We start from the raw sequence: 25,854 nt of genomic DNA, 5'->3' as shown, positions 1-25,854 counted from the left end.
GAATTGCGAAATCATGGTGGGCAGCGTTTCCGCCCGATTTCGGCTCTCGATCGTGACAGGTCCTGCTGCCGAGGTCGTAAGGATGCAAAAACGACCGCCACACGTCACGGCTGGCCAAATCCCGCAAGCCGCGCTAGACTGCCTGGATTCCCCTGTAAACACCGCGGAATTCATCGACGCAGCATTTCCGCGTAAGAGGGGCACGAACCGCCGGTATTCCGAGATGAAGGGACCGCCGAACGGCGTCCGCAAACCGCACAACAGCCAAGCAAATAAGGAGATTTTCCATGAGCCGTCTCACAGGTAAAGTTGCCGTCGTAACGGGAGCCTCGAAGGGGATTGGCGCGTCGATTGCAGAAAATCTCGCGGCCGAGGGAGCGTCGGTCGTCGTGAATTACGCCAGCAGCAAGTCTGGCGCCGAGGCGGTTGTTGAGCGCATTCGCAAAAAGGGAGGCAAGGCCGTCGCGGTGCAAGCGGATGTTTCGAAGCCCGAGGACATTAAGCGCCTGTTCGCTGAAACGAGTTCCGCGTTCGATCGGCTCGACGTGCTGGTGAATAACGCCGGCGTTTACGAATTCTCACCGCTGGAAACCGTCACGCCTGAGCACTTTCACAAGCAGTTCAATCTGAATGTGCTGGGGCTGTTGCTCACTACACAAGAGGCCGTCAAGCATTTTGGATCGGCCGGTGGCTCGGTAATTAACATTAGCTCGATCGTCAGCCCAATGCCGCTACCGGGCGCCTCGGTCTACAGCGCCACGAAGGCGGCCGTCGACGCGATAACGATATCGCTGTCACGCGAGCTTGGACCGAAGAAGATCCGCGTCAACTCGCTGAACCCCGGCATGATCGAGACCGAAGGGTTGCACAGCGCCGGTTTTGCCGAAGGGGATTTTCGCAAGATGGTCGAGTCGCAGACGCCGCTGGGACGCATTGGACAGCCCGAGGATATCGGTCGCGCGGCGGTGTTCTTTGCGTCGGAAGAGTCAGGCTGGGCCACCGGGCAAACGCTAGTCCTGGCGGGTGGTGCGCGACAGTAGTTTGACGGCAGGTCGTTGCGAGGCGCCACATCGTCGGCGAATCAACAGCGTTCGCGCAACGATGCGCTGGCAGCGCGCTTGCCGTAGTGGTTGGCGCGAACTATCATCGGCGATCGAGCGAGGGGCCGGCGATGCCCATCGCTCGATCGCGTTTTCTTGCGCATCTTGGGATCCTTGAGGGACCAATCATGGCATTTCGGCACCGACTTGCGAATCGAGTTCTATTCGTAATCGCGGTGACATCGCTCGGCGCAGCATGTCTTGATCAAGTTCCTCACAACGCACGGGCCGCGGTGTTGCACGGCCTGGGGGTGATGGGGGACAGTGGTTCGGATGGCTCGTCCGTCAACAAGTGGCCCGGCATGTTGCAGGCCGACCGCGGCCTGAATTTTGGCGGCAGCGGATTGCCCTACAATCATGCCGTCGGCGGTGCCACTTCGACGACGCTACTCAACCCGCAGCATCAAGACACCGCGCTTGCCTCGAACGTGACTGCCGGAAACGTGACGACGGGCATCATATTTATTGGCAATAACGATTACGGCAATGCCGCGACGTCGATCCTAAGTGGCTCGCTGTCTGGCGCCGCGCTCACGAACTTCGAGAACACGGTTGCCAATAATATCGAGACGGCCAGCCAGACGGTACTCAACGCCGGCGCGGAGGGTTTCCTTCTCGGCAGCGTCAACAATTTTGCGTTCGAGCCGGCGGCAGCCGCCGCCACGCCTGCTCAAAAATTGCAACTCGAGAATTCCATCACGAACGTCAACAATCAGTTGATTGCATTCGCCGACGCCAAGCACGTTCCCTACGTCGACTTCTTCGGTTTGGAAAAGTCAGTGTTGGCCACTAATGCCACGTCGATCATCATCGGAGGCGTGCCGATTAGCCTGACGGCAACCGGCAGCAGTCAGCTCGATTTTTTTCAGGACGCATTGCATCCGAATATCGTCGGCAACGCGATCATCGCGAACATGTGGATGGCAGCCCTAAACAAGGCTTATGACACCAACCTGCCGCTCTTCACAGATCAGCAGATCCTGTCCCTGGCCGGGTTAAGTGGATACACCGGCGAGACCTTCTCGACGTCGACGAACCTGAGCAACTTCATTCACTTCGTGCCGGCTCCCGAGCCGTCGACCGCGCTACTAGCCGTGATCGGCTTCGCTCTATTGGCTGGGCGTGCTCTGCGGACGCTTGGAAGATCGAGTGTTGCTTCGCGATAGCTCTCGCCGTCCGGCTTCGCCCAGGGACGTTCGAATGGCTTCAGCCCGTAGCGACGCGAGAGGTCGTTGAGCGCGGCGAAGTATGCGTTTAGCGTGGGCTCGTCCCGTACCTCATCGAGCGCCTGGTAAAGTCCCACGCGCTCTTGTTCAGCGGCGAGCGTCGATAACTGCTGTTCACGGCGAATCACTCGCGCCCTGACCGCGGCAATTTCTGCGGCGCCCCCTGCCCAGACAGGAACTCCCAGATATGCGCAAATGGCAATCGCGTAAAGCACGAAGCGATGCGTCGGCGCGGTAATGTCAGCGGCCAACTCGGCAAAGTCTTCATCCTTTTTGGTGCCATCCATAATGGCACGGATCGACTCGACGTTGACGATGCAGACCGCAATCGGTCCCAGCAGAACGACATACGCCAACAGAATTCGCAAATGAAACTGACTGCGGGCTTCGCTGCTGCCCGTTAGCGCTTTGACGGTCGTAAAGCGATAGTAAAACCGGCCCACAGGGCCAGTAGCGCGGATCAACCTGGGCCAGATTCGGCTGAAGCTGGCAAGGATGACGATTGCCACCAGACCAGCCAGCAGCGCTTGCCAGAAGGTAGAGTCCGCTATAGCGTCAACCACGCGAATTACCTCGGCAACATCATGTTCATTTCGGCGTCGAAATGAATACTGGCGACACGGATCTTATTTCGCTTTTCGCCGCGTCGACGTCTTCACGATTGCAACCTCCGCGACAATCTTGGTCTGGGGCCGCTCTCGGCGCGATTGGTCCACCGTTCCATCTGTTGCGTCGCATTGTTGGTTTTCCGGACGAACGTTGGGAATATTGCAGCCGTGCCGATTCGATAGCTTCGCGGTCATGACATATCACTCCTAAAGGTGCCGCATTGCGATGGGTGGGCAATTAAAGGGCTCGTCCGCGCCGCGGGGGGGCGGACGAGCCGGTGCTAGAAATCAGATTTCACGATCACTCGCCCTTGGGTGTCGCTTGTGTCACTGCCGGAGCCGGCAACGCCGGGCTGGTGCCCGTGCCGCGGATCGACTCCATGAGCTTCTGTGCGAATTGATCGTGCGGAGATATCTGCAATAGCTTCTCGACCTCTTTCGCGGCTTGCGTCGGGTAGCCAAGATAATCGTATTGAAAACCTAGAACAAAACGCATCCCTGGATCGTCCGGCTTATCGTTGCGAGCCTTTTCAATCGCTCGCAGGTGCTGCGTATATGTAGCGTTGTCGGGATACAGCTCCTTGTAGTTCTTAACGACAACGCCCCATTGATCCTCCGGCAAGAGGGTCATTCCCAACTCGGTCGCCGCGGCGGCCTCGTTGTACGAGCCTTGCGCGAAGAGCGCTTGCGCCAGCATCATGGCTAGCGTGCCATTCTGCGGATCATCGACCAAGGCGTGTCGCCAGCTATACGCGGCACTCTGATAGTTACCGGCGCGGAACGCCTCTTCACCGGCCTCGTCGAACCGCATCGCCTCGGCTGCCGCATTTTGCGGCTGAACTTGCGCCGTGTTCGCAAGATTCGAATCGTCGGCAGGATAATTTGCGTAGTTGCTCGTACCATATCCACCGCCGTAACCGCCACCGTAGCCTCCTCCGTATCCGCCACCATAGCCAGCGCCGTAGCCGTAGCCTCCCATGCCCATTCCCATGCCTAGTCCATAACCGAGCCCGAGTAGTCCGAGTCCTCCTAGCCCACCATATCCCAAACCTCCGTAGCCCAGGCCGCCGTACCCAAATCCACTGAGTCCCCCGGCGCCAAACCCACCGTAGCCTAATCCTCCGGCGCCGAAGCCCCGGTAACCGGCCATATGTTGATTCGCCATCCCTCCGCGACCACCGGCCATCGAGCCGGGCGTTGCGTTATGGTGCGACAGGAAATTATTTCCACCGGCGCCTGCGTTGTTCGCGCCTCGCCCCATACCTCCCATCGACGAGTTATGTCGAGCTGCAAAGCTCTGGCCGCCCGCATGAGACACATTACCACCGGATCGACCGCTGGAGGCGAAGCCAGAACTGCGTCCCCCGCCACCGCCTGCACCTACACTCCGCGAACCCCCGCCACCACCACCACCACGGTATCCGCCGCCTCCGCCGCCACGATAGCCGCCGCCTCCACCGCCGTGCCCACCGCCGCCGCCGTGGCCGCCACCACCATGCCCGCCCCCTCCGCGCCCGTAGGCTGTTTCACCAAAGCTTGTCAGGGCAAGTCCGATAACGATCGCTGCAACAAAACGTGGTTTAATCCGGGGCGTCATGTCATCACCTCATCTTCTAGTTGGCAGGTCGAATTCGCAGCCCCACGTTCAATCCACTAGCCATAAGCGCCAGCGAGGTAAGTACGACGCTGTGCGCACAAAGCCTCACACAACGTCGTTCGCTTTAGACGCAATCCGCGCATCGCCCGCCGGACATTTATGGATTCGCCGCTGGCGGATTCTTGCCTGATGTTTCAATCTTGGTGGTGTCGGTCTCCGTCGTCTTGCCTTCCGGTGAACTGATCGTGGTCGTCTTCTTCACCTCGGCCTTTTTCTCACATCCCGAGCACAGGCCCACCAACGTCACCGCCAGGCAAAAAGCCAATAACCGCTTCATGATTCAAGCTCCAAAAACGAATTAAAATGGTTGCTAGGGTGAACCGATAAGGAGACTCCGCCGGCGTAAGATCGACGCCGCCTTCGCGGTTGGCGTCGACGGAGAGACGCCGGCGGAGGCCTCAAAGCTAGTGAAAGGCCTGATAAGCGACTTTCATGCCGCAGCGACAAATTCGGCGAGCCCCGACCAGCAGGCAATACAGGAAAAGAGGCCGTACCGGGGGGCCATCGCACTTTTTTTTATCAAACGTGCCGCAATACGTTGTCCCGGCGCCCCAAACATCACTCCCCGCAGGAGCTTGCCTGCAATCCGCAAAAGGGAGTCCGGCACTCCCGACGGCATCAATGCCGCCAGACTGGTGGTCAGCAGTCCACAGCGGGGCAATCCGATTTTGCGACAACTGCCGCTTCTACGGCCATCCTGCCATTGCACGGTTCGCCATTGATTTCTACACTCCCGCGCCCTTGCGATACGCCGGTCGGTCCCTGCTTGGACGCAGTCGATCTTGAACGGACCGCCTGCCCGGGAGTTGGGCGAGAAGCGTGTCGCACAGCCATAGCCCGTCGATCCATTGGCTTTCAATTCCCTATCATCCACCTGAACGAGTCCTGCATGCGGCGAATCTTATCGATCGTGTTGATCGCCGCCTTGTTTTCCGGGGTAGGTTGCCGCCGGCTGCCGCAACGCGACGAATCGCCAGACGGCGTGGCGCCCAAGAAGCAAGGCTTCAGCTGGGACAACCTCCGCGATAAGCGTGCCGTCGAGGTCGAGCGCCACATGGATGACGTGGAGAAGCAACTCGACCGCGACGAGCTGCGAGATCTCTCCACCCGACCGTAGTCTTGCTGCTGCGCGTTTTTTTGGCGCGAATCTCGATTCGATCGCCCCTCGCGGCAAAGGCCCGCGAATTCGTAATTGGCCGACGGTCTGACCGTGCCGATTGACGCCCCTCGCGCGCGATCAAACAGACACCTGCGGCCCAGCCATTCACTGATCTCGTCGAGCATGCATCTAAAGATCGACTTCGAAGATTCATGCACGGCCAGCAACGGTCGACGCCAACTTGCGTCGTGGTATCGAGTTGAGCCAACGACGGCGCGATGCCTTTTGCGCATCGCGCGCAACGACGAGAAAACGCATGCGGAGTCTGTCACATGTGATGCAGCCAATCGCACTGAATATCTATAGATGTTGACGTCGAAGCATGGGCACTAAATGGCATCGGAACGCGTATAGTGTATTCATACTATGAGCGATAACTATATTTTTGTTACTCACAAAGATTTCACTTGCAGATAGCAACTCGCGCGAGAGAATCCGTGGCAGTTCGGAGGCCGCTTGTTGGCGGCACTCCTTTTTCGTCCTTCTGTTCACGGCTTTGTGAAGAAAGGATCGACTGATGAGACGCTGCATCTCTCCCCTTGTCGCCATGACTTGCGCCATGGTGGCCATCCGCATCGCAAGTGCGGATACGTTCTATGTGGACCCGGACTTCAGCTCGCTGAGTATCGCGGTCTACGATCACACGACGTCGACCTTGCTGACGTCGGCCCAAATTTCAGGCAGTGACACAACAAGCCTGACCGGCACCTTCGATGCAACGATCGACAGCAGCACCATCACCTTCAATAGTGGTAGCGTCGCGTTCAACAATCAGGAGAGCGATATGCAGCCCGCCATCGGCGGTGGCGACGCGTCGGCCGGTGATTCGATGAATCCCTATCCGCCATCGCCCGGCTCCGATCCGGCAAACTATGGCTTGTTCCTGACGGTGCCTGACCCCGATGACCCCGAGGGGCCGCTCGCCCTAGCGGGCGTGGCGGCGATTCGCGACGCGGTCACCAGCCTCACCAGTAGCGCCATCACACTCACCGGGGGCGGCAGCGCCTTCGATGCCAGCCAGGTCACGTTGGGACTGACCTATGGCTCGCTCGACTACAACATCAACACCGGAGACGGTACACCGTTCTTGAATGGCACGACCGGCATTGATGGGAATTCCGGCCTGAATTCCTCGACGGACGGCGGAATTGGGACGTTCGGCGGTATAACCGCCGTTTCGATTCCTGTGTCGGTCTTAGTAAACGTCATGACCGGCGGCCTTAACATCGACGTCGTGCTGACCGGCCAAATCGAGGGCACGAATGCCGCTCCGTTGGCGCCGGTTCCCGAACCGGGAACGTTCGCGCTTGCGGCGTTGGCGTTGATCGGCGTTGTTCCCGCGATTCGCAAGGTGCGACGCCCGCGGTAATTCGACCGACTGCTCTGCGGCCGTCGTGAGTTAGGGCGCGACGGCCGCATTTTTACTTACTCTTCTTCTTGGCACCTCGCTCAGCAATCGCTGCGGTGTTGGCCGCAACTGCGGCGCGAATCAGTTGCTTGAAAGCCGCTTCGTTGATCTTCTCTCCTTCGCGCAGATCGATTGCGCGCCGTACGTTTCCCTCCAGGCTGGCATTGAAGAGCTTCTTCGGATCTTTGATCGAGGCACCCCGAAAGAACGTCAGCTTCACGACTTGCTTGTACGTTTCCCCCGTGCAGACGCCCCCGTCATGCGACCAGACAGGCACCCCGGGATTCGTCGGCTTGACCCATTTCCACTCTTCCTGGATATCGGGGTCCGCATCATGGATCAATTTTCGAAGATGCGCCAGCGTCGCTCCCCGCCAATCCCCGAGCGCTTTGATGTGTTCTGTGATTCTGTCAGCCGCGGATTCGTCATTCGGACTTTGTTTCGCCATGATTCGTTCTCTGATTTTGCACTCGCCTCACTGACCACCAGTAGCCAGTGAGGCAAGGCATCTTTGCACTGCCGGGGTTACGGTAGCTCGGCGACAACCTGCTCCAGGCTGACGATGAACTTCTGCCAGCCGTAGTTCGCTCCCTTGTAGGCGGCCTCTTGATCGGGTTTGAATCCAGACTGCTCCATCCGCACCAGCGTCCCGCCGCTTTTCGCGATCAACGTCCAAGCGACAACACTCTCCAATCCCATCGAGCACCAACTGTAGGAGAGCTTCTTGTTCGGTTCGACGACCAAAACCTCGCCATCGATGATGCCATTCCAATGCGGTTGCGGCGTAGCCCGGAAAGCAAACTTGTGCCCCAAGTCCGCCCGAAAGTCGTTTTCCATCAACCACTCTTTGATGAGTGCCCCTTCGGTGAGCGCGCGCCAGATCTTCTCTGGCGGAAAGGGAAACTCCTTTTCAATCACCAGCGTATGCGAGTGTGTCATTGGTCCATCCGTTTCAGTAAATCTTCCAAACGCGCGAATCTTTCTTGCCAGAACCGGCCGTAGTGATTCAACCAGTCGACGAGCGTCCCCAGTGCGCGCGGCTGGGCGCTGTAGTGCGTCTCGCGCCCCGCGTGCCGCGCTTGCACCAGGCCGGCCTGCTTGAGGATTCCCAAATGCTTCGAGATCGCCGGCTGCGACACGCCCGAGTTGTCAGTGAGCATCCGCACCGTCTGTTCGCCATCGCGGCTCAAACGCTCAAAAATGGCGCGTCGCGTCGGATCGGCGAGAGACTTGAACAACAAATCGGGCGAGGTCTGCATAAGGGAACCTATAGCTCAATGGTTATGGATCAATTAATAGCCATTTAGTTATGGGATGTCAATCGGGCGTACCGCTTTCGAGCACGGGGTCAGCGCAAAAACCTCTTACATAATGCAGAAATTGCCTGTTGACGGTTCTCGTGCGATCCCTATAGTTAACCATTAGGTTAATTAACTCATCGGTATACTCCCATGCAGGACACACTCAGTCAGACGTTTGCCGCGTTGGCCGATCCGACCCGCCGGGCCATGTTGGTTCACCTCTCGCGCGGCGAGGCCAACGTTTCGGAATTGGCTAAGCCGTTTCTTAAGGGGATGAGCCTGCCGGCGGTCACCAAGCACCTCAAGGTCTTGGAGAAGGCAGGCTTGATTACCAAGACGCGCGAAGCGCAGTGGCGTCCCTGCAAACTGAATCCCGACGCCTTCCAAGAGGTGGCCGTCTGGATGGAGCAATACCGCATCTTCTGGGAACAAAGTTTTGATCGTCTCGAAGAACACCTGAAGACCGTTACCGCCAAGAAGCACGCGAAGGAAAAAACCGATGGCCGAAAAAACTAAATCCTACGAGATCCACATCATCCGCCTGTACGATGCCCCGGTCGAAGCCGTCTGGGACGCGTGGACCGAGCCTGAGCAGGTGGCGCAGTGGTGGGGACCGCGCGGCTTTACTTTGACGACGCACAGCAAAGACCTCCGGCCGGGTGGAAGTTGGGTCTACACGATGCACGGACCCGATGGCGTCGACTGGCCGAACAGCACGCGCTACTTCGAGGTCGAAGAGCATAAGAAGCTGGTTTACGATCACGGCGGCAGCGAAGACCGACCGCCCCTATTCCGCGTCACGGTTCTATTCTCGGAAGTCGAAGGCCGTACGAAGATGGACATGACTATGTCCGTGGATACGCCCGAGGCCTTGGAGCACATTCGCGAGGTCATCAAGCACGCGAGCGGCAATTCCACCTGGGATCGACTGGCCGAATACCTGGAAAAGGAATCCTCCGGCAAAGAGAAGTTCGTCATCAATCGCACGTTCGACGCGCCGTTGGAATTGATGTTCGAGATGTGGACCAAGCCCGAGCATTTTTCGAAATGGTTGGCGCCGACAGGTTTCAACATGCGGTTTATAAAGTCCGACATCAGGCCGGACGGACGAACGTTCTTCGTCCTCTCGGGCCCGGCTGACGCCAAGATGTACGGCAAAGCCCATTACCTGAGCATCGAGAAACCGAACCGCCTCGTCTACACGCAACAATTCAGCGACGAAAACGAAAACATCTCCCGCCATCCCATGTCGCCGACGTGGCCGAAAACGATGCTGACCGTCGTCGAACTCTCGGCCGAAGGGCCTGACCGCACGCGCGTCACGGTTACGTGGGAACCGCACGGCGCCACGACGCCCGAAGAACTGGAAACGTTTATCCAAGCTCGTACCGGCATGACACAGGGCTGGACCGGATCGTTCGACAAGTTGGAAGAGTACGTCGGCACTCAGCAATAGAACGAGATGCGAGTTTTTCGGGGCGCGGGCCTTTTCCTGCGCCCCGTTGCATTGAACGACCTGTCCCCAATGCATTCGCGTATGAACCAGTGTTAATGCGACGCGCCCGGCTCGCGACGACGATATTTTCGCACTCCTCCGCTGGCTACCATCCGCTGGCCATAACACTTGGCTAACGCGGATTTCTTGATCCGCCTACTGGACGAGTCCGCGCCGCAGTGCGAAGCTACGCAGGGCAGTTCTAACGCCGATCGGCCTGATCCTGAGAGGGACGAAAGTCTTCCGCGAGCCCGGCTTACAGCCAGCGCCCCGCAACTCAGCCGTCATTGATAATATGTCAACCGCAAACCGTTCAGGTCCGGCCGTTGCCGGCAACACTCGCCGCCAACGCCGCCAGATTTCAAGAGGACAAGTTGCCATGAGAAGTAATCCAATCGCTAATCCCAAGCTCTGCCTGCTGACGATGGCTCTATTAACGGTCGCGACTTCTGTCTCGGCCGCCGAAGACGATCAGGCGGCGGCCGTGCGGAAAAGCGCCGGCCGTATGGTCGCGTCTTTCAATGCCGGCAAGGCAGACGAAGTAGCGGCGGTGTTCTTGCCCAAGGGAGAGTTGATCGACGAGCAGGGCACCGTCTTTCAGGGGCCGCAGGAAATCAAGGATCTCCTGGGCGCGTTCTTCAAGAAGTTCCCCGCGGCGAAGCTGGCCGTCGACACCGAGTCGATCCGGCTGGTCGGTCCCGTGGCGATCGAGGAAGGGGCCCGCACCATGACCACCGCCGACGGCGCCGAGAAATCTCATTTCCGATATATCGCGGTGTGGTCCAAGGGAACCAAGGATTGGCAACTCGCGTCGTTCCGCGATTTCGCTGACGATCCGCTGCCGACTCCTCACGAGAGCCTGGAACCACTGTCTCGGCTCGTCGGTGACTGGATCAACGAAGGAGCCGACGGCAAAGTAACGATTTCGTATCGCTGGTCCGACGACCAGAACTATCTGCTCGGCGAATTCGAAACCACTCCCGCCAGCGGCACGCCGCGGAAATCATCGCAACGGATCGGCTGGGACCCTTCGGTCGGAAGGATTCGTTCGTGGCTTTTCGACACTGACGGTGGATTCGCCGAGGGCAACTGGACGGTCGTTGACGACGGCATCGTTATCAAGTCGTCTTCAGTCAATCCCGACGGCACCACGGCCAGTGCCACGATGAACGTCATTTGGAAGGATCGGGATCATTACTCGATCGAAGGGACCGACCGCATTGTGGGGAACACGCTCGAAGAAGACTTCGAGCTCACGGTTACCCGCCGCGCACCGCCTGCCAACAAATAACGCCGCCAGCGACGAAGGAATAAAACTATGAATCAATTCATTAAATGCGGTGTCGCAACCGTGGCCGCGTTGGCTTGCATCTGTATTTGTGTTAGCCCGGCCGACGCGCGCGGCGGTCGTGGCGGCGGCGGAGGAGGAGGCGGCCGTGGCGGTGGCGGCGGAGGTCGCCCCGGCGGCGGTGGTGGTGGGGCACGTCCTTCAATGGGGCAAGTCGGTGGCGGCGGCGGAAGATCTTCGATGGGCGGCGGCGGTGGTTCGTTCGCTTCTCATCAATCATCCGCGCGCCCCAGCATGAACCGGCCGTCGATGAACAACGCATCGCGCCCGAACAATGCTGCGCGTCCCAATATCGGTTCGCATGGATCAGGTGGTGGATTCAGCCCGTCAGGCGGCGGCCGGCCCAATCTGTCGCAATCCGGTGCGCGACCCGGAGGCGTCGGTGGCGCCGGCGCGGCGAATCGCCCGTCCCTGCATCAACCAAATAACGTCAATCCGGTCAATCGGCCGTCGTTCCCCTCGGGCGGAATGGCAAATGCGAATCGTCCCAACTTCGGCGGCAGTAATCGACCGACGCTGCCCGGCGCAGGGGGAGGAGCAGGCAACCGCCCTGGCGCGGGTGGCGATCGCCCAAGTTTTGGCAACGCCAATCGCCCCGGCGCAGGGGGAGGTGGCGAGCAATTCCGTCCCGGCGGCGGCAGCGGTAACCGCCCGGGCTTTGCCGGAGGTGGCAATCGTCCTGGCGCAGGAGGGGGTGGTGAACAGCTTCGACCAGGTGGTGGTGGCGGTGATCGCCCCGGATTTGCAGGTGGTGGAAATCGCCCCGGCGCGGGCGGTGGTGGTGAACAATTTCGTCCTGGTGCCGGCGGAAATCGTCCGGTCATCGGCGGCGGTGGCAATCGATTTCCTGGGAACAATAACCGACCGGTCATTGGCGGAGGAAATCACAACGCCATCAACAACGGAAATATCAACGTTGGGAATCGCGTCAACATCAATAACGGCAACAACCGCTACGGCGGAGGAAACTTCGTCGGCAATCGTCCCGGCTGGGACCACGGAGGGTGGAACAATCCAGGCTGGGGTTGGGGAGGCGGCGGCTGGGGCGGTGGTTGGGCCGGCAACTGGCATAACAACGCCATCAATCCGCGCTATGGCTGGTACAACGGCTGTTGGAACGGTAACTGGGGAAGTAACTGGTACAGGCCGCTCGCTTGGGGCGCCGTAGGTTGGGGCCTTGGCGCCATGACCAGCGGTTGGGGTTACGGCGGTGGATACTCGAACCCTTATTACGCTTCGTCCATGGCCGCGCCTTACGATTACTCGCAGCCGGTCGTCGTCAACAACTATGCCGCGGCCGACGATCCGAACGCCGCGCCAGCGCAGGTAGCGCAACAGACGTCAGACTCCGACCAGGCGACCAGTCTCTTCGATGCCGGTCTGGCGCAGTTCAAGGCCGGCGACTATCAAGGTGCGCTCGGCAATTTCGACACCGCGCTCCAAAAGCTCCCCAACGATCCTGTGGTGCATGAAGTGCGCGCGCTCGCGCTCTTCGCCTTGGGCGAATACAAGCCCGCCGCCGCGGCGCTCAACTCGTTGCTGTCGTCGGCTCCCGGCATGGATTGGACAACAATGAGCAGCCTGTACGGGAACACCGATGATTACATGGCACAGCTGCACAAGCTGGAACAATACTGCCGTGATCACCAAACCGATCCCGCGTCCGCTTTTGTGTTGGCTTATCACGATCTGGTACTGGACCACAAAGAATCCGCGATCCATGCTTTGCAGGCCGTCGTAAAGAATCAGCCGCAGGATTCCACGGCCAAGCGCATGCTCGATGCGCTGTCGCCCCAGCAATCGCCAACACCAGGCCCCGCGGCCCCCGGCGAAGATGCGCCGCAAACCGACCTGGTCGGCAACTGGCGCGCCAATGCAGGCGACTCCACAATCAATCTCGCCATTACCGATGATTCGCAGTTCACCTGGACGGCGCTGCAGCCAGGCAAGCCCGCAGTTGAATTGAAGGGCCAACTCGAGTCGAGCAGCGACGAGTTATCGCTCGAGAGCAAGGATCAGGGCGCCATGTCGGGCTCGGTCAAATCCGATGGTCCGGACAAATGGCAATTCGCGCTGACCGGCGCGCCGCCGTCCGCTCCCGGTTTGAATTTCGAGCGCGTTAAAAAGTAACTGAGCTAAACGCGGCCCTACCATGCGAGTCGGATGCCGTTAACGGTCGACCTCGGCCTGCAATCGGCCGGCGCGAATCGCCACGGTAAATGCGTGATAGTCTTGCTCGTTTTGATCGGCGTAAGCTTCCGAAAAATCGGCCAGCGCCGTATCGAATCGACCGCTCGAGCCCAGATAGTCGCCGATCTGCCGGGGATCACCTGAGCGCGCATGGGCGCGCGCCAGGACCCAGCCGCACGAACGAGCGTAGGCCATCATCATCTTCGGATCGTACACCTCGACGACGGGCTTGATCTTTATGTCCCGTAATTGACGCACGTAGAAGTCCCGATCCGAATCGCCACGCGTCCAGCCGAGGAATAGATCGCTCGCCGCCTGCATCAGACGTTGGCCCACGACCACCCGCTCGCCACAGTTGCTGTAGCTGGACGCGCCGGCATAGGGCGCCAGGACCGACGGTCGCGCCTCTTTGACTTGCAAAAACAACGGTTGATTGGGCCCGGACATCAGCAGCAAGATGCCGCAACGCGTTCCAACGCTGCCGACGCCCACGACTTTCACGGCGTGATCCACCACCTTAAAGCGATCGAGCAGCACCCGCCGCTCTTCGGGGAGCGATTCCCGGTACAGGCGAAACGCGGCCCGTAAATGCTCGATGAATTCCACCGACTCGACATGCTGCGGGTGGTAAACCAGCGGCAGGTTGTCGTGGATCAGCGCGCTACCGTCGTGTTCCTCTAAGAGCTTGATACTGGCGTGTTCGGCTGAGCTATGCGTTGCCGCGCGAATCGGCTGGCCATCAGGAATGTCAAAAGCCGCCGGTGGGCAATCGACCAGCAACTGCTTCACGTCCACACGTTCGTACCACACGTCCAGCGCGGACATCTTGGCGAACCGGGTTATATGCCGCCGATAGCTCTCCGCGCAGGCCAGGGCCGCGAACCGGGCCTGCGATGGCTTAAATCGATTGTGCCGCGCCGCGATCACGAAGCTCGTCGCCAGCCGCTTCACGTCCCACTCCCACGGCGCGGGCAACGTCTCGTCGAAGTCGTTGATGTCGAAGATCAATCGCCGCTCGGGCGTGGCAAACACTCCGAAGTTCAGCAGGTGGCAATCGCCGCAGGCCTGCACGCGCAATCCGGTCGTCGGCGTCTGCGCTAGGTCGGCCGCCATGATCGCGGCGGCGCCGCGGTAGAAAGCGAACGGCGAGATCAGCATCCGGCCATAGCGCAGTGGCACCAGATGCGGAACGCGCCCCTCGCTCGACTCGCTGAGGATCTCGACAGGGTCGCGGCGGTCGATCGACGGATGCCACTCACCATGCGCCGAACGCGGCGTGCGCTTTCGCAGGTCGCGCCCTGGTTCGGATTCGCTTTCCATGGCCGCGGCGTCTTTGTTCACGGCCGCAGGCTTCTCTTGCCTGGTCCGCTTACGACGATTGATGTGTTCAGTCCTGGTCATGGCAACACTCCCGGGACGAATCGTGATTTCGCGTTTCCTGCTTCGCGGCGCGAACGGCTGTCGTCGCAGGACGTCTCAATTATAAACCCGTCGAGGCGCCACTAAAACGAAATTTGGCTCGTTCGGGCTGCCCCTCGGCGCCCCACTTATTTGATCGGGATGTAGGCGTTAATCCCTACGATCACCTTCTTGCCCTGCACGACGCAATCCGTTTCCTTGTTACCACGCGTCGACGCCACGACCAGCGTCTTGCCACTGGCCGACCGTTCGGGCTTTTCGTTCATGGGCAAGCGAATTACGAGTTCGTCCCCTTCGATCTTGGCTGAAAACGCCATGCTGGATCCTTCCCTCGGCTCTGGAGTCAATCGTTCTTATCCACAGGTACGTCGTCCCGGTGCGTCCCCTGATACCCTGCGCACCGCGTAACAGGCTGGGCAGGATACTTAGCGAACCGGCGATCGTCGCTCGACTTCTTGCACAACAAAAATCGCGAGCCGGTGCCCGAGATCACGATCCTGTGATGGACACAGCTTGTGCAAAGCGTTTCGACCAAGATCTCGGCCCCCCCCGTGCCCTGTTGTTCCTCGGGTGCAGCATACCGGCTCCCTCGGACCTGCCAAGACCGGCAATTCCTGGCCGCGATCCAGCACGTCGGTCTCCATCAGAAAAATCCGGCCACCGCGACGAGTAAACTCCCGCCTTCCTTCGATCGGCAGCAACCACGGCAAGCGTATCCTCCGCGAGCCGCATAACCGGCATTCTCTACCCGCCTCGCAGGCCGCCTCACGCCCTTCGAAGTAGAATTCGATTGGAACCGCTTCAGACCGTCTCACGTGTGGGAAGCAAACAAGCGAGAATCGCGATGCGAGTGTTAATAAGGCCAATTGCGATCGCCGTATTCTGCTTAACGGTTGCGTTGGCCGTGGCCCTGGCGCCATGGTCACTGGCGCTCAATGCTGCTGATAGAAATCATGATCCGCAACGGAAGGTTCGATCGCCCGGAAGCGCGGCCCAGGGCGCTCCTGAATTCGAAACCAGGTTTCTGGCTCTACTTGTTGCCGGTCAACAAAACGCCGCCGAGCACGTCCTGGCATCAGAACTGGCTCGCTTCCCAAAGGCGTCGCAACTCGTGCAGATGATCGGCCGCAGCAGCGACCAGGAACTTCATGACTACAAAATGCAGAGCCTTGGCGAGATCTTGCCGGCGCAACGCGCCCTGTTCCTCCAGGCCGCCTGCGAGCGCAGCCGATTCGATATAGTGCCAGCTTGCAACAAGTTCAACGCGGTATGGATGCTTGATCGCGGCAGTGTCACGGCGCAATGCGCATACCACGTGTTATGGATGGATTCGCAACAGCTTGCCGCCGATCCTCCAAGCGAAGTCGAGCGGGCCTTTCGCGGGTTGCGGGACCTGGCGGACAAGAACCCCGACGACCTGATGATTCGCTGGATGTTGGCAGTCCAATGTCGTAACTGGCAGCGCAACGAAGAGGGAGTCGCAGCTTATAAATTGATCCTGCAACACTGGCAGCCTGGCCCGGCCTATGTCCATCAGACCTACGCCAATCTACTGGATGGCCTCGGTCGCTACGAAGATGCACTCGTTGAACGCCGCGTGGCCGTCAAAATGGAGCAGGCGTACTGGACCTATGATGGACTCGGTGTCACCCTGGATCACCTTTCGCGCTTTGACGAAGCGAACGCAGCCCACGCTACCGCAACGCGCATGAATCCGGGCCGGTCGGAAAACTGGTCGAATTGGGCGATTTCGCTCAATGGCCTGGGCAAATACGACAAGGCCATCGAAAAGTGTCAACAAGCCTTGCGAATTGATCCTTCAAACGGCCGCGCTTATCGGCAGTGGGGCACAGCCCTGGCCGGCCAAGGGCGTCCGCGCGAGGCCCTCGAGAAATGCAAAACCGCAGCGTCCATCTATGGCGAATCCGCAGTGCTCGACGAGTACATTGACCAGTTACAGCGTCAAATCGACGAGGAATAGTTGCTCGTTATCGGTCATTGCGTCGCGGGCGTCGGTTCTGTGCGACTATTTGTGCAAAACGCCGCAAATCGAACGACGGACGTCGTTCTTTCAAGTATGATGCAGCACCCATGATTTCCGAATCGAACGAGGAGACATCTCACGTGACGTGTACTTTCATCGGCCCCGAATCCGAATTGGCGGTCTCGCGCCAGTTGTTCGGCACGATCGCTAGCGCGAATTCAACGAGATTAGACGAGGAATTCGCTTTTCTCGATGAAGAAGCGGACGACGAAGACGAAGAAGATGACGACGCCGACGATGAGGACGACGAAGAAGACGACGACGATGAAGACTTCGACGACGACTGGGAAGAGGTCGGCGATGAAGATGAAGACGAGGAGGAAGAGGAGTGGGATGACGATGACGACGACGACGACGAAGAAGAGGACGATGACGAGGCAGACTCAAACGGAGCCGAGTAGCTCGCCGTCATAGCGTTCTTGTTGTGCGTCCTTGTTGTCCGATGATTGTCGGCGGTACGCCGCCGATCGTCACCTTCGAGCGACGCCGCCGGCCACGGATCGCCGGTCTCGTTCGAAGTGCCAACGAATATCAACGTCAATAAAAAGAGGCCCTGCCGAAGAAAATCGGCAGGGCCTCTACTATTTTCGCTTCTGCTATTTTTTGTCTGCTGTGTCGCAGATCGCCTTCGACTAGCTATCGACGGCCTTCAAAAGTGCCACGGCGTTTGGCACGCTGCCCGTGGCCTTGATCAACAGCCGGGCAATCTTGATCGCCTCGACCCACAAGGCGGGCGAAGTCAAGGGCGTAGTGTTCTTTGATGTCCTGGGCAACCTTACCCGCCCGTCGGACGCCATGTTGCTCTTGGTCTTTACCATATAGACCCGGTTTTGATTGACGTTGTGGCCGTAGTCTTTCTTGACGGCAGCCACCACGTCGGACGCTTTGGCAGCCGGCATCTTCGCCAGCACATTGCGAATCGCCAGGCTTTTGTTTTTCTTGGGGTCCGAACGATCAGATTTCGCAGCAGGCTTTTTTGCCATGCTATCACCCTTTGTGATTTGAGAAGTAGAACGTATATAGACTATATCAATTATACCTTATAGTCAAAGGGTAGATAGCATCTTCAAATGTATCGACTAGTGGATACCTAACAATTCGCAAAAGCGGAGATATCCTCGTTTTGGAAGGACACTACCCCGAAAGACGCTTCGAAAGCAAAAGCGAGGGAGCTCTTGGGCTACGGTTTACACGTGATGCTACTTACTGAACGGTCTTCACGCGCTTCCGGCGAAAACAGTCGGCCGAATGATCGTTTGCGATCCCCACGGCCTGCAGCCAGGCGTACATGATCGTTGGCCCCACGAATTTGAATCCACGCCGTTTCAGTTCCTTCGAGATTGTCTCGGACAGCGGAGTCTGCGTCGGAAAACTTTTCCCGTCCCCCTTCACCACTTTGTTTTTGGTGAACGACCAGCAGAACTTGGCAAAGTCTTCGCCCCGGTCGGCCATCTCGCAAAATAGCTTAGCGCCCTGGATCGTGGCTTCGATTTTCGCTCGCGAGCGAATAATCCCCGGGTTCGCGAGTAACCGTTGAATGTCTTGTTCCTTGAATCGCGCCACCCGGGCAGGATCAAACCCCGCGAATGCCTGGCGAAAGGCCTCGCGCTTTCGCAGCACGACAATCCACGCCAGTCCGGCCTGAAAGCCTTCGAGCATCAGCATTTCCCACAGCTCCCGGGCTCCGTGCAGCGGCACGCCCCATTCGTCGTCGTGATAGGCCTGCATCAGCGGATCGTTCCCGGCCCACGCGCAGCGCTGTTTGGCAAGTTGCTTTGACACGGATCCTGTTCCTCGGGATGGTGCGATGCGCGCCGGTAAACTCGTTCCGACGCCCCAGTTTATCGAAGTGGGGGCGATCGCCGTATCCCCGCTCTGAATCGCTACCATTCAACGACGGTGAACGAGAGAAAAGCATCCCGCTTGACATATTCCGTAATGGGAATATAATCCGAGCACAATCGCAGTGGTAAAGAGACGAACAGTCCCCCAGAAAGGAACGCCATGACAGCCCAAGTTCAATCCCAGGATACGATCGACTCTCTCGAGATCCTCAAGGAAATCACGATCGAGGCGCCGATCGACATTGCCTTCGAAGCCATGCTCGATGAACTCGGCCCCCAAGCACAAATGATGGACGGCACGCCGATGCCGCTATCGATCGAGCCCTGGCCGGGCGGACGCTGGTTTCGCGATCTCGGGAACAACACGGGACATTTCTGGGGGCATGTGCAGGTCATCAAACCGCCCACATTGCTCGAGATTACCGGGCCCATGATGATGTCGTATCCCACGGTAAATCACATTCAATATCGATTGACCGCACAAGGGAGCGGGACACAACTGAAATTTGTGCATCGCGCCATCGGGCTGATCTTGCCCGACCATCGCGACGGTATGCCCAAGGGCTGGAATCACTGGCTCGAACAAATTCGCCAGCGAGCCGAACGTCGGGCATCGCAACCCAAGAAGTAATTGCTGCGATCAATCCCCCTACGCTTTACGATCGAGGAGCAATCGACCATGAACTCTACCACGACCACCCCGGATCATACGGTTGTCTCTCACGACGAGTGGCGGCGCGCCCACAGTGCCTTCCTGGCCAAGGAGAAGGAACTTACGCGACTCTCGGACGAGCTTAGTCGCCAGCGTCGGGCTCTCCCTTGGACGCAGGTCGAGAAGCAATACAAATTTCAATCGCTGCAGGGCGAAACGAACCTCGCCGGACTATTCGCCGGTTGCAGCCAACTGGCCACATATCACTTCATGTTCAACCCGGATTGGGACGAGGGTTGCCCCGGCTGTTCGTATGTGATGGATCACGTGAATGGCGCAATCGAACATCTGCGCGGTCGCGATGTCTCGCTGGTCGCGGTCTCGCGGGCACCGCTGGCAAAGCTCACCGCGTTCAAGTCTCGTATGGGTTGGCGATTCCCATGGGTCTCGTCGGCCAGTACGGATTTCAATCGCGATTTCGGGGTGCATTTCACGCCGGCCGAGGTCGCCAGCAAGGCGAACGCCTATAACTTCGCCACTATTCCGCCGCATGGCGAAGACAACCCCGGCTTGAGTTGCTTCTATAAAGATCCAAGCGGCGAGATCTTTCACACTTATTCAGGTTTTGCCCGCAGCCTCGAGGCGATGCTGGGGACGTACGTGATCCTCGATCGGTCGCCGAAAGGGCGCGACGAGGACGCGCTTCCAGCACCCATGAGCTGGGTGCGCCATCACGACAAATACGAACCGACGTTACAGGCTGCTAAGTCATGTTGTCACGAAAAGTAATCTTTCGCCGAGCCGAATGTTGCGCTAGCGGCAGATCGACGTTGTCACGCCGTGCGAGCTGCGGCTCCGATCTCGTCGCCGGCGCATTGGCCATCGGCCTGTGGGCCGTCGTGCCAAAATGCCCCGTCTGCGTCGCGGCGCACGTGGCGCTGTGGACAGGTGTGGGGCTGTCGTTCGCGGCGGCGAGCTATCTGCGCTGGTCGCTGTTGGGCCTTTGCGCGGTGATGCTGGTATACGCCGGGTGCCGGATGATCGCGTTAGTCAAGCACAATGCCTAGGAATCGTGCTGGCCAGCGGGCGCTGCCAACTGCGACAGCATCTCGTCGTCGAGTGTCGCCCAATGAGATCGTGCGCGTGCTGATGCCGTCGTTCCGTCGAACACTGTCGAGCCATCAATCCAACAATCGCTTGCCAAGGAGTCACTTCCTTCTTGGCCTTGCATAACGCGGTCGATGGTCGCGGTAATCACCGGGCCGACGAAAGATGCTCCCCGCTCAGACGCGTGAAACGCCGTGACAAATCCCGCCGGCACCGGTGGTTTGAGCGGAAGGCCGATCCAGGCAGACACGTTCGCCATTTTCACGGCGGGGGCGAATTCGTTCGAAGCGCTCGTCAGGGTCACAGTGTTTGCTCCGTCAGTCGACGTACCGCTGAACTTCTCCAGCGGCGCAGCCGCTGAGATCGCCGCCGGGCTCGCGGCGGGCCCCGCTGCCGGCAGCGTATGCAGCCAGGACGACGAGACGATTGCCAGGTCCTGCGCGTTGACAATGCCGTCGCCGTTGAAATCAGCGAACGGGTTTTGCTTTAACCAGCTGGACGAAACCAACGCGATATCCTGACCATTGACGATGCCATCCTTGTTAGCATCGGCCGACAACGTGCTCAAAGCGATATTGAAATCACCGCCGGCTGTGCCATCGCCGGAAGGATAATTGCTGACGCTGTTCGTCCAATCGCCATCGAGCGGAGTTCCAGCGCTGTCGGTGACGGCATTCGCGCCGGTCGATTTCAAGCTCAGGCTTATCCGGTCGGGCCCCAACGGATTGGCCAGCGTCCAGACCGCGGTATTCGTCGTGCTGTTGTAGCTGAAGTTCGAAAACGCATAGCCGCTGGCACTGAGCCCACTGATGACCAGGCTCGCTTGTTGTACGTGGACGCTTTCGTTGAACTGAATCTGAATCTGGTTCACATTTGTCCACGGCAGAGCGGCCACTTGGGCCGTCGATCCGGCCGGGATCAAATAGCCATTGCCATTTCCTAGGCTGCCGGTCTGCAGCATCTGATTGAAGCTCGCTGACCAATTCAGGCCATCGACCACCACGCCCAACACCTGGGGGCCGTCCGGCAAGGCGCCGGTGATCGTATAGATCGTGCCATCGTTGAGCGTACCGCCGCCACCGTTGGTCGTCCCGTAAAGGGTCGACCCGACGAGCGTCAACCCCGCGAAGGGATAGGCACCGTCCGTCGTGGCGCTGAACGTATGCAGCACTTGAAAGTTCGCGCCGCCGGTGCCGACGGAATACACCGTCCCTTGGTTTGATCCGGAAGACCCGCCATTGGTCGTGCCGTATAACGTCGAGCCGACCAGCAGCACGCTTCCAAAAGGGAGCGCACCGTCGGCGGCGCCATTGAACGAGTGCAACAGCTGAAAGCCGGTGCCCGTGGTGCTCAGCGAGAATACAGTTCCATTGCCAGATGTGCCCCCGTTGACCGTCGCGCCATACAGCGTCGCGCCGCTGAGGGTCATACCCACTTTGGGAAACGCACCGTCGGTGGTCGTGCCAGTGAACGAATGCAAAAGCTGGAATCCGGTCCCTGCCGTACTGATGGCGAATACGGTTCCTTGGTTGGCGGTTCCCCCCTCATCGGTCGTGCCGTACATGGTCGAGCCATTGACGACCAGCACTCCATCGGGAATGGCCCCGTCGGTCGTAGTTCCGGTAAACGAATGGAGTACGGAAAAGCCGGAGCCATTACTGCCGATCGAAAACAGCACTCCGTTGCCCACGGTTCCGCCGTTGTTAGTCGTGCCATACAGCGTCGAGCCGATCGCCGTCACTGCGGCGTAGGGATACGCGCCGTCATTGGTCGCGCCGGTAAAGGAGTGCAGCACTTGAAAGCCAGTGCCGCTGGTGCTGATCGAAAACACGGTCCCTTCGTTGGCCGTTCCGCCGTTGTTCGTTGTGCCATATAGGGTCGAGCCGATGATGGTCAGCCCGGCGTAGGGATAGGCGCCGTCGTTGGTCGCGCCCGTGAAAGAGTGCAGAATCTTGTAGTTGGTGCCGTCTGCGTTAATCGAGTAGACCACGCCGGACTGGCTCGTGCCCCCTTCGGACGTAGTGCCATAGAGTGTCGATCCGACGACGAGCAAGTTCGAATACGGATACTGCCCGTCATTGCCCAGCGTGAAAGTATGTAGGACCTGAAAGTTCGCACCACTGGTTCCCACGGAGAACAGGGTGCCCACATTCGCCCCCGTGGAACCGCCATTTGTAGTGCCAAACAGGGCGGTTCCCACCAAAGTCAGACTACCGAACGGAAGCTGACCATCGGCGCCGCCTGAGAATGAGTGCAGCAGTTGAAAACCCGTCCCCGCGGTGCTCAGTGAGAAGACAGTGCCATCGCTCGCGGCGCCGCCGTTGACCGTCGTGCCATACAAAGTCGAGCCGCTGAGGACGAGCCCCGCCTTGGGAAAGGCGCCGTCGGTCGTCGTGCCGGTGAAGGAGTGCAACAGCTGAAAGCCGGTCCCTGTCGTGCCAACTGCAAATACGGTCCCTTGGTTTGCCGAACCTCCCTCGTCGGTCGTGCCGTACAGTGTCGAACCGCTGACGACTAACACCGCGTCGGGGATGGCGCCATCGGTTGTGCTGCCGGAAAATGAATGCACGACCGAGAAATTAGTGCCCGTGCTACCGATCGAAAACACAACTCCATTGCCTGCGGTGCCGCCATTGTTGGTTGTCCCGTACAGGGTCGAGCCGACCGAGGTCATGCCGGAGTACGGATAGGCGCCGTCGGTCGTGGTTCCGGTAAACGAGTGCAAGACTTGAAAGCCTGCCTCGCCACTGCCGATCGAAAACACGGTTCCTTGGTTGGCGGTACCGCCGTTGTTGGTAACTCCATAGAGCGTGGAATTGATCGCATTCAGGCCGGCGTAGGGATAAGCACCATCGGTGGTCGTGCCCGAGAAGGAATGCAGCACCTGAAAGCCTGAGCCGGTCGTGCCGATCGAAAAGACAACTCCTTCATTCGACGCGCCGCCGCTATTGGCGGTACCATACAGCGTCGATCCGATTACCGTCACCCCGGCGTAAGGATAGGCGCCATCGTTGGCCGCGCCGGTGAACGAGTGCAGGACCTGAAAATTCGAGCCGCTTGTGCTGATTGAAAAAATCGTGCCTTGGTCGGTGTCGCCCCCACCTTCGGTCATTCCATAAAACGTTGATCCGATCAGCGTCAAAGTGGAATAAGGATACGCGCCGGCATTCGCCTGTCCGGTGAAGATGTGCGCCAACTGCGAGGCGACAGCCGGCGAGGCGTTTGTGGTGGTCAGTGACGGGGCGACCAGAGAACCGCTCGTGCTTACCCCCGGGGTGCTGTCGATGGCCAGCAATCGTCGCGATTCGAGAAACTCGAACGATCGCGGGGTGGGACGCGAAAGGTGGCGACGCTTCGCATGGCCACGGCCGACGACTCGGTTCGCCTGCCTGCAGACATAGGGCCAGACATGGTTGCGCATTGCTTCCGTCCCGATCGCCGTGTGCTTCTCAAAGGAGCTGCGACACGGCGGGGGGTCGGCGCGGCGTAAGTCGGCCTCAAACCATGTAACTCGACCTTACGAGGGTTATGCGGGCCCGTCCATGCAAAAGGACACTTATCAAGCATTTAGCCAGAAACTCATCAGGTTTATCAGCTTTCTGGATGGGCCTGCTCAAAAATCAACCAAAACAGGCACATGAAACGACGCCGGATTTCGGTCCGTTACAGCGGAGTGCGTCGCTAGCGCGTTCGGAACGCCGCAACCGAGGAACCGTTTAGAAAGCCTGGCGCTATTCAGCGTGGCTTGTTGACAGCCCGGCGCTGCCGAGCGTTATCCGTGCCGCGCGGCCGATTATCTTTAAGGGGCGCTGTCACAACGTCAGTCGCCAGGCCACACCGCTCCAGCAGGCGGATTGTGCTGTACGTGACGTCGAACTCCCACCACTTGTGGCCGTGCGCCGCACAGCGTTGAAAGGCATGATGGTTGTTGTGCCAACCATCGCCGTTGGTGATCAAGGCAAACAAGAAATTATTACGGCTCGAATCGCCCGTTTCGTAATTTTGATAGCCGTAAATGTGTCCCAGCGAATTCACCGTCCAGGTAATGTGCCAGACCAGCACGGTACGAACGAGCACGCCCCACACCAGCAGGCTGGCGCCCAGTTGCACGCCGTGCATCACGTTTCCCGTCGTGGCCCAACCGGCGGCGAACCCCACCAGGTAAAACAACACCGCGTGCGCGACGTAGACCCAAAACCAGTGCAGCTTTCGCTCGAGCCACATGTAGTACGGGTCGCGCAGAATGTCGCGGCAATAGTTCTCGTAATGAAACGTCTTGTCGTGATTGCCGTTCTTCAAAATGATCCAACCAAAATGTCCCCACAGCAGATTGACAAGGGGGCTATGCGGATCGGACTGTTCGTCCGAATGCTGATGATGCATGCGATGAATGGCCACCCAGCGCGCCGGCGAATCCTGCAAGCAGCAGACGGCCAGCGTCGAGAAGCTGTATTCCAGCCATCGCGGAAGCTTCAACGACTGATGCGTAAGCATGCGGTGAAACGCGAGGTTGATCCCCAGCGTCCCAAACACATACAGCCCCACCAGGCACGCAGCCAATCCGGCCCAACTGAAAAACCAGGGCACGAAAGCCAGCAGGGCCAGCAGGTGGATCAGCGCCAAATTGATGGCATACTGCCAATAGATCCGTACTGGCTCCGTCTCGACGGGACGGGCAAGCGGAGAGGCTGGCGGTACGGCAATCTCGGTCGTCGCCATATTGTCATCCTTGAGAATCAGCCAAAGCTGCCCAAAGCGATCATGATTTGCAGCCGGCTGAGAGATGCAAACCCTCAAATCGTACCAGAGCGCCCCCGTACTCTGTCCAGGGTGTGGCGATCGAATTTTGGCTGATCTTTGCCCGAATCTCGCGATTTGGCGACCCGCAAGTCTCGGAAAAGCCTGCCTATGCTCCCCACTTGCGTTGCGCCCATTGCGGACGGACGGGCTTCGGCTTCTCGACTTCGAGAGCCTTTTGAGCGGCCAGCGCAATCGCGCCGGCCTTTTTGGCCGCGCACTGAGGATGCACGCCCGATTGCGAGTAGGAAGGATCACCGCAAATGATGCAACGCCTGCGCACCGGAGCAGCGGTCAGCGGCTCGGGCTTTCGGTTGCTTGCTGGCATTCGAAGGGTGTGCCTTTCTTTGCTCACGTTTTTGTTCGACTCGACGCGTTCCTGCGCCCTCTGCCAATGTTCACCATCGACCGCCATGCTCGGCTCCTTCCCATTCCTGTCGCCGTGCGCTGAGGATTGATCCGCGCACAAAATAAAAAAGCCGAAGTGGTGCGACGCCCT

General features: G+C 59.1%; 26 protein-coding genes. 13 read left to right on the top strand and 13 right to left on the bottom strand.

Translation table 11 applies throughout. The annotated features are described in order from the left end of the window. Window positions 1-287: 287 nt before the first annotated feature. Complete coding sequence (locus VGN12_05750) at window positions 288-1,040, top strand: glucose 1-dehydrogenase (protein ID HEY4308937.1); 753 nt, start codon at window positions 288-290, stop codon at window positions 1,038-1,040. A 188-nt stretch (window positions 1,041-1,228) separates the two neighbouring features. Next, window positions 1,229-2,266: an SGNH/GDSL hydrolase family protein gene (locus VGN12_05745; GenBank protein ID HEY4308936.1), complete on the top strand. Its 1,038-nt coding sequence runs from the start codon at window positions 1,229-1,231 to the stop codon at window positions 2,264-2,266. Here the strand turns inward: VGN12_05745 and VGN12_05740 are convergent. The 3 genes from VGN12_05740 to VGN12_05730 all read right to left on the bottom strand — a co-directional run bounded on the left by VGN12_05740 (window position 2,152) and on the right by VGN12_05730 (window position 4,868). Further along, the gene (locus VGN12_05740) at window positions 2,152-2,889 is read right to left on the bottom strand and encodes a hypothetical protein (GenBank protein ID HEY4308935.1); all 738 of its coding nucleotides are present in this window, start codon (window positions 2,887-2,889) and stop codon (window positions 2,152-2,154) included. The genes VGN12_05745 and VGN12_05740 overlap by 115 nt on opposite strands. A gap of 346 nt (window positions 2,890-3,235) precedes the next feature. Beyond that, complete coding sequence (locus VGN12_05735) at window positions 3,236-4,531, bottom strand: hypothetical protein (GenBank protein ID HEY4308934.1); 1,296 nt, start codon at window positions 4,529-4,531, stop codon at window positions 3,236-3,238. A gap of 157 nt (window positions 4,532-4,688) precedes the next feature. Next, window positions 4,689-4,868, bottom strand: a complete 180-nt coding sequence (locus VGN12_05730) for a hypothetical protein (GenBank protein HEY4308933.1) — start codon at window positions 4,866-4,868, stop codon at window positions 4,689-4,691. A 612-nt stretch (window positions 4,869-5,480) separates the two neighbouring features. Between VGN12_05730 and VGN12_05725 the strand changes: the two genes are divergently transcribed. Next, window positions 5,481-5,708 carry a hypothetical protein gene (locus tag VGN12_05725; protein ID HEY4308932.1) on the top strand — a complete coding sequence of 76 codons (228 nt, stop codon included), beginning with the start codon at window positions 5,481-5,483 and terminating at the stop codon, window positions 5,706-5,708. 559 nt (window positions 5,709-6,267) lie between these two features. Continuing rightward, window positions 6,268-7,119, top strand: coding sequence for a PEP-CTERM sorting domain-containing protein (locus tag VGN12_05720; GenBank protein HEY4308931.1), 852 nt, complete (start codon window positions 6,268-6,270; stop codon window positions 7,117-7,119). Between the two features lie 52 nt (window positions 7,120-7,171). On the opposite strand, the gene VGN12_05715 is transcribed toward VGN12_05720, so the two are convergent. From VGN12_05715 to VGN12_05705, 3 genes are all read right to left on the bottom strand, one after another. Next, window positions 7,172-7,606, bottom strand: coding sequence for a DUF1801 domain-containing protein (locus tag VGN12_05715; protein ID HEY4308930.1), 435 nt, complete (start codon window positions 7,604-7,606; stop codon window positions 7,172-7,174). A 77-nt stretch (window positions 7,607-7,683) separates the two neighbouring features. Next, window positions 7,684-8,097, bottom strand: coding sequence for an SRPBCC domain-containing protein (locus VGN12_05710; GenBank protein ID HEY4308929.1), 414 nt, complete (start codon window positions 8,095-8,097; stop codon window positions 7,684-7,686). Beyond that, window positions 8,094-8,417 carry a metalloregulator ArsR/SmtB family transcription factor gene (locus tag VGN12_05705; protein HEY4308928.1) on the bottom strand — a complete coding sequence of 108 codons (324 nt, stop codon included), beginning with the start codon at window positions 8,415-8,417 and terminating at the stop codon, window positions 8,094-8,096. The genes VGN12_05710 and VGN12_05705 overlap by 4 nt, the downstream gene beginning before the upstream one ends. A gap of 192 nt (window positions 8,418-8,609) precedes the next feature. On the opposite strand from VGN12_05705, the gene VGN12_05700 reads away from it, so the two are divergent. The 4 genes from VGN12_05700 (at window position 8,610) to VGN12_05685 (ending at window position 13,432) form a co-directional block, all read left to right on the top strand. Next, a complete protein-coding gene (locus VGN12_05700) occupies window positions 8,610-8,975 on the top strand; it encodes a metalloregulator ArsR/SmtB family transcription factor (GenBank protein HEY4308927.1) in 366 nt (121 codons plus the stop codon). Beyond that, window positions 8,959-9,915: an SRPBCC family protein gene (locus VGN12_05695; GenBank protein ID HEY4308926.1), complete on the top strand. Its 957-nt coding sequence runs from the start codon at window positions 8,959-8,961 to the stop codon at window positions 9,913-9,915. Before VGN12_05700 ends, VGN12_05695 begins: the two co-directional genes overlap by 17 nt. Before the next feature lie 418 nt (window positions 9,916-10,333). Further along, a complete protein-coding gene (locus VGN12_05690; protein ID HEY4308925.1) occupies window positions 10,334-11,245 on the top strand; it encodes an SgcJ/EcaC family oxidoreductase in 912 nt (303 codons plus the stop codon). A 27-nt stretch (window positions 11,246-11,272) separates the two neighbouring features. Further along, a complete protein-coding gene (locus tag VGN12_05685) occupies window positions 11,273-13,432 on the top strand; it encodes a tetratricopeptide repeat protein (GenBank protein ID HEY4308924.1) in 2,160 nt (719 codons plus the stop codon). Window positions 13,433-13,471: 39 nt separating this feature from the next. On the opposite strand, the gene VGN12_05680 is transcribed toward VGN12_05685, so the two are convergent. Both VGN12_05680 and VGN12_05675 read right to left on the bottom strand, forming a co-directional pair. Next, a complete protein-coding gene (locus VGN12_05680) occupies window positions 13,472-14,893 on the bottom strand; it encodes a DUF2252 domain-containing protein (GenBank protein HEY4308923.1) in 1,422 nt (473 codons plus the stop codon). A gap of 146 nt (window positions 14,894-15,039) precedes the next feature. Next, window positions 15,040-15,228, bottom strand: a complete 189-nt coding sequence (locus VGN12_05675; GenBank protein ID HEY4308922.1) for a hypothetical protein — start codon at window positions 15,226-15,228, stop codon at window positions 15,040-15,042. Window positions 15,229-15,755: 527 nt separating this feature from the next. On the opposite strand from VGN12_05675, the gene VGN12_05670 reads away from it, so the two are divergent. Both VGN12_05670 and VGN12_05665 read left to right on the top strand, forming a co-directional pair. Continuing rightward, window positions 15,756-16,892, top strand: a complete 1,137-nt coding sequence (locus tag VGN12_05670) for a tetratricopeptide repeat protein (GenBank protein ID HEY4308921.1) — start codon at window positions 15,756-15,758, stop codon at window positions 16,890-16,892. Between the two features lie 143 nt (window positions 16,893-17,035). Further along, complete coding sequence (locus VGN12_05665; protein ID HEY4308920.1) at window positions 17,036-17,356, top strand: hypothetical protein; 321 nt, start codon at window positions 17,036-17,038, stop codon at window positions 17,354-17,356. 231 nt (window positions 17,357-17,587) lie between these two features. Here VGN12_05665 and VGN12_05660 read toward each other — a convergent pair whose 3' ends face one another. Then, the gene (locus tag VGN12_05660) at window positions 17,588-17,938 is read right to left on the bottom strand and encodes a hypothetical protein (protein ID HEY4308919.1); all 351 of its coding nucleotides are present in this window, start codon (window positions 17,936-17,938) and stop codon (window positions 17,588-17,590) included. A 220-nt stretch (window positions 17,939-18,158) separates the two neighbouring features. Then, on the bottom strand, window positions 18,159-18,737 hold the full coding sequence (locus VGN12_05655) for a DNA-3-methyladenine glycosylase I (protein HEY4308918.1): 579 nt from the start codon (window positions 18,735-18,737) through the stop codon (window positions 18,159-18,161). 222 nt (window positions 18,738-18,959) lie between these two features. Between VGN12_05655 and VGN12_05650 the strand changes: the two genes are divergently transcribed. From VGN12_05650 to VGN12_05640, 3 genes are read left to right on the top strand one after another with little or no spacing between them, the layout of a single operon-like run. After that, window positions 18,960-19,430: an SRPBCC domain-containing protein gene (locus tag VGN12_05650; GenBank protein ID HEY4308917.1), complete on the top strand. Its 471-nt coding sequence runs from the start codon at window positions 18,960-18,962 to the stop codon at window positions 19,428-19,430. A gap of 48 nt (window positions 19,431-19,478) precedes the next feature. Then, window positions 19,479-20,240: a thioredoxin family protein gene (locus VGN12_05645; GenBank protein HEY4308916.1), complete on the top strand. Its 762-nt coding sequence runs from the start codon at window positions 19,479-19,481 to the stop codon at window positions 20,238-20,240. Window positions 20,241-20,281: 41 nt separating this feature from the next. After that, on the top strand, window positions 20,282-20,518 hold the full coding sequence (locus tag VGN12_05640; GenBank protein ID HEY4308915.1) for a hypothetical protein: 237 nt from the start codon (window positions 20,282-20,284) through the stop codon (window positions 20,516-20,518). On the opposite strand, the gene VGN12_05635 is transcribed toward VGN12_05640, so the two are convergent. The 3 genes from VGN12_05635 to VGN12_05625 all read right to left on the bottom strand — a co-directional run bounded on the left by VGN12_05635 (window position 20,515) and on the right by VGN12_05625 (window position 25,683). Continuing rightward, window positions 20,515-23,979: a choice-of-anchor tandem repeat GloVer-containing protein gene (locus VGN12_05635; protein ID HEY4308914.1), complete on the bottom strand. Its 3,465-nt coding sequence runs from the start codon at window positions 23,977-23,979 to the stop codon at window positions 20,515-20,517. The two genes, VGN12_05640 and VGN12_05635, sit on opposite strands and share 4 nt — an antisense overlap. A gap of 314 nt (window positions 23,980-24,293) precedes the next feature. After that, on the bottom strand, window positions 24,294-25,277 hold the full coding sequence (locus VGN12_05630; protein HEY4308913.1) for a fatty acid desaturase: 984 nt from the start codon (window positions 25,275-25,277) through the stop codon (window positions 24,294-24,296). A gap of 187 nt (window positions 25,278-25,464) precedes the next feature. Then, window positions 25,465-25,683 (bottom strand): hypothetical protein, encoded by a 219-nt coding sequence (locus VGN12_05625; protein ID HEY4308912.1) that lies wholly within the window; start codon window positions 25,681-25,683, stop codon window positions 25,465-25,467. Window positions 25,684-25,854 lie beyond the last annotated feature (171 nt).

This window comes from Pirellulales bacterium, assembly GCA_036499395.1.
In the GTDB taxonomy this organism is placed as follows: Bacteria; Planctomycetota; Planctomycetia; order Pirellulales; family JACPPG01; genus JACPPG01.
This window is presented reverse-complemented; position numbering and strand designations above follow the sequence as displayed.

Coding starts and splice junctions, on each gene's coding strand:
- VGN12_05630 (HEY4308913.1), bottom strand. CDS start 25,277: ATGGCGACGACCGAGATTGCCGTACCGCCAGCCTCTCCGCTTGCCCGT.
- VGN12_05695 (HEY4308926.1), top strand. CDS start 8,959: ATGGCCGAAAAAACTAAATCCTACGAGATCCACATCATCCGCCTGTAC.
- VGN12_05645 (HEY4308916.1), top strand. CDS start 19,479: ATGAACTCTACCACGACCACCCCGGATCATACGGTTGTCTCTCACGAC.
- VGN12_05670 (HEY4308921.1), top strand. CDS start 15,756: ATGCGAGTGTTAATAAGGCCAATTGCGATCGCCGTATTCTGCTTAACG.
- VGN12_05715 (HEY4308930.1), bottom strand. CDS start 7,606: ATGGCGAAACAAAGTCCGAATGACGAATCCGCGGCTGACAGAATCACA.
- VGN12_05625 (HEY4308912.1), bottom strand. CDS start 25,683: ATGCCAGCAAGCAACCGAAAGCCCGAGCCGCTGACCGCTGCTCCGGTG.
- VGN12_05745 (HEY4308936.1), top strand. CDS start 1,229: ATGGCATTTCGGCACCGACTTGCGAATCGAGTTCTATTCGTAATCGCG.
- VGN12_05635 (HEY4308914.1), bottom strand. CDS start 23,979: ATGCGCAACCATGTCTGGCCCTATGTCTGCAGGCAGGCGAACCGAGTC.
- VGN12_05685 (HEY4308924.1), top strand. CDS start 11,273: ATGAATCAATTCATTAAATGCGGTGTCGCAACCGTGGCCGCGTTGGCT.
- VGN12_05710 (HEY4308929.1), bottom strand. CDS start 8,097: ATGACACACTCGCATACGCTGGTGATTGAAAAGGAGTTTCCCTTTCCG.
- VGN12_05680 (HEY4308923.1), bottom strand. CDS start 14,893: ATGACCAGGACTGAACACATCAATCGTCGTAAGCGGACCAGGCAAGAG.
- VGN12_05750 (HEY4308937.1), top strand. CDS start 288: ATGAGCCGTCTCACAGGTAAAGTTGCCGTCGTAACGGGAGCCTCGAAG.
- VGN12_05705 (HEY4308928.1), bottom strand. CDS start 8,417: ATGCAGACCTCGCCCGATTTGTTGTTCAAGTCTCTCGCCGATCCGACG.
- VGN12_05690 (HEY4308925.1), top strand. CDS start 10,334: ATGAGAAGTAATCCAATCGCTAATCCCAAGCTCTGCCTGCTGACGATG.
- VGN12_05660 (HEY4308919.1), bottom strand. CDS start 17,938: ATGGCAAAAAAGCCTGCTGCGAAATCTGATCGTTCGGACCCCAAGAAA.
- VGN12_05675 (HEY4308922.1), bottom strand. CDS start 15,228: ATGGCGTTTTCAGCCAAGATCGAAGGGGACGAACTCGTAATTCGCTTG.
- VGN12_05650 (HEY4308917.1), top strand. CDS start 18,960: ATGACAGCCCAAGTTCAATCCCAGGATACGATCGACTCTCTCGAGATC.
- VGN12_05735 (HEY4308934.1), bottom strand. CDS start 4,531: ATGACGCCCCGGATTAAACCACGTTTTGTTGCAGCGATCGTTATCGGA.
- VGN12_05700 (HEY4308927.1), top strand. CDS start 8,610: ATGCAGGACACACTCAGTCAGACGTTTGCCGCGTTGGCCGATCCGACC.
- VGN12_05720 (HEY4308931.1), top strand. CDS start 6,268: ATGAGACGCTGCATCTCTCCCCTTGTCGCCATGACTTGCGCCATGGTG.
- VGN12_05725 (HEY4308932.1), top strand. CDS start 5,481: ATGCGGCGAATCTTATCGATCGTGTTGATCGCCGCCTTGTTTTCCGGG.
- VGN12_05730 (HEY4308933.1), bottom strand. CDS start 4,868: ATGAAGCGGTTATTGGCTTTTTGCCTGGCGGTGACGTTGGTGGGCCTG.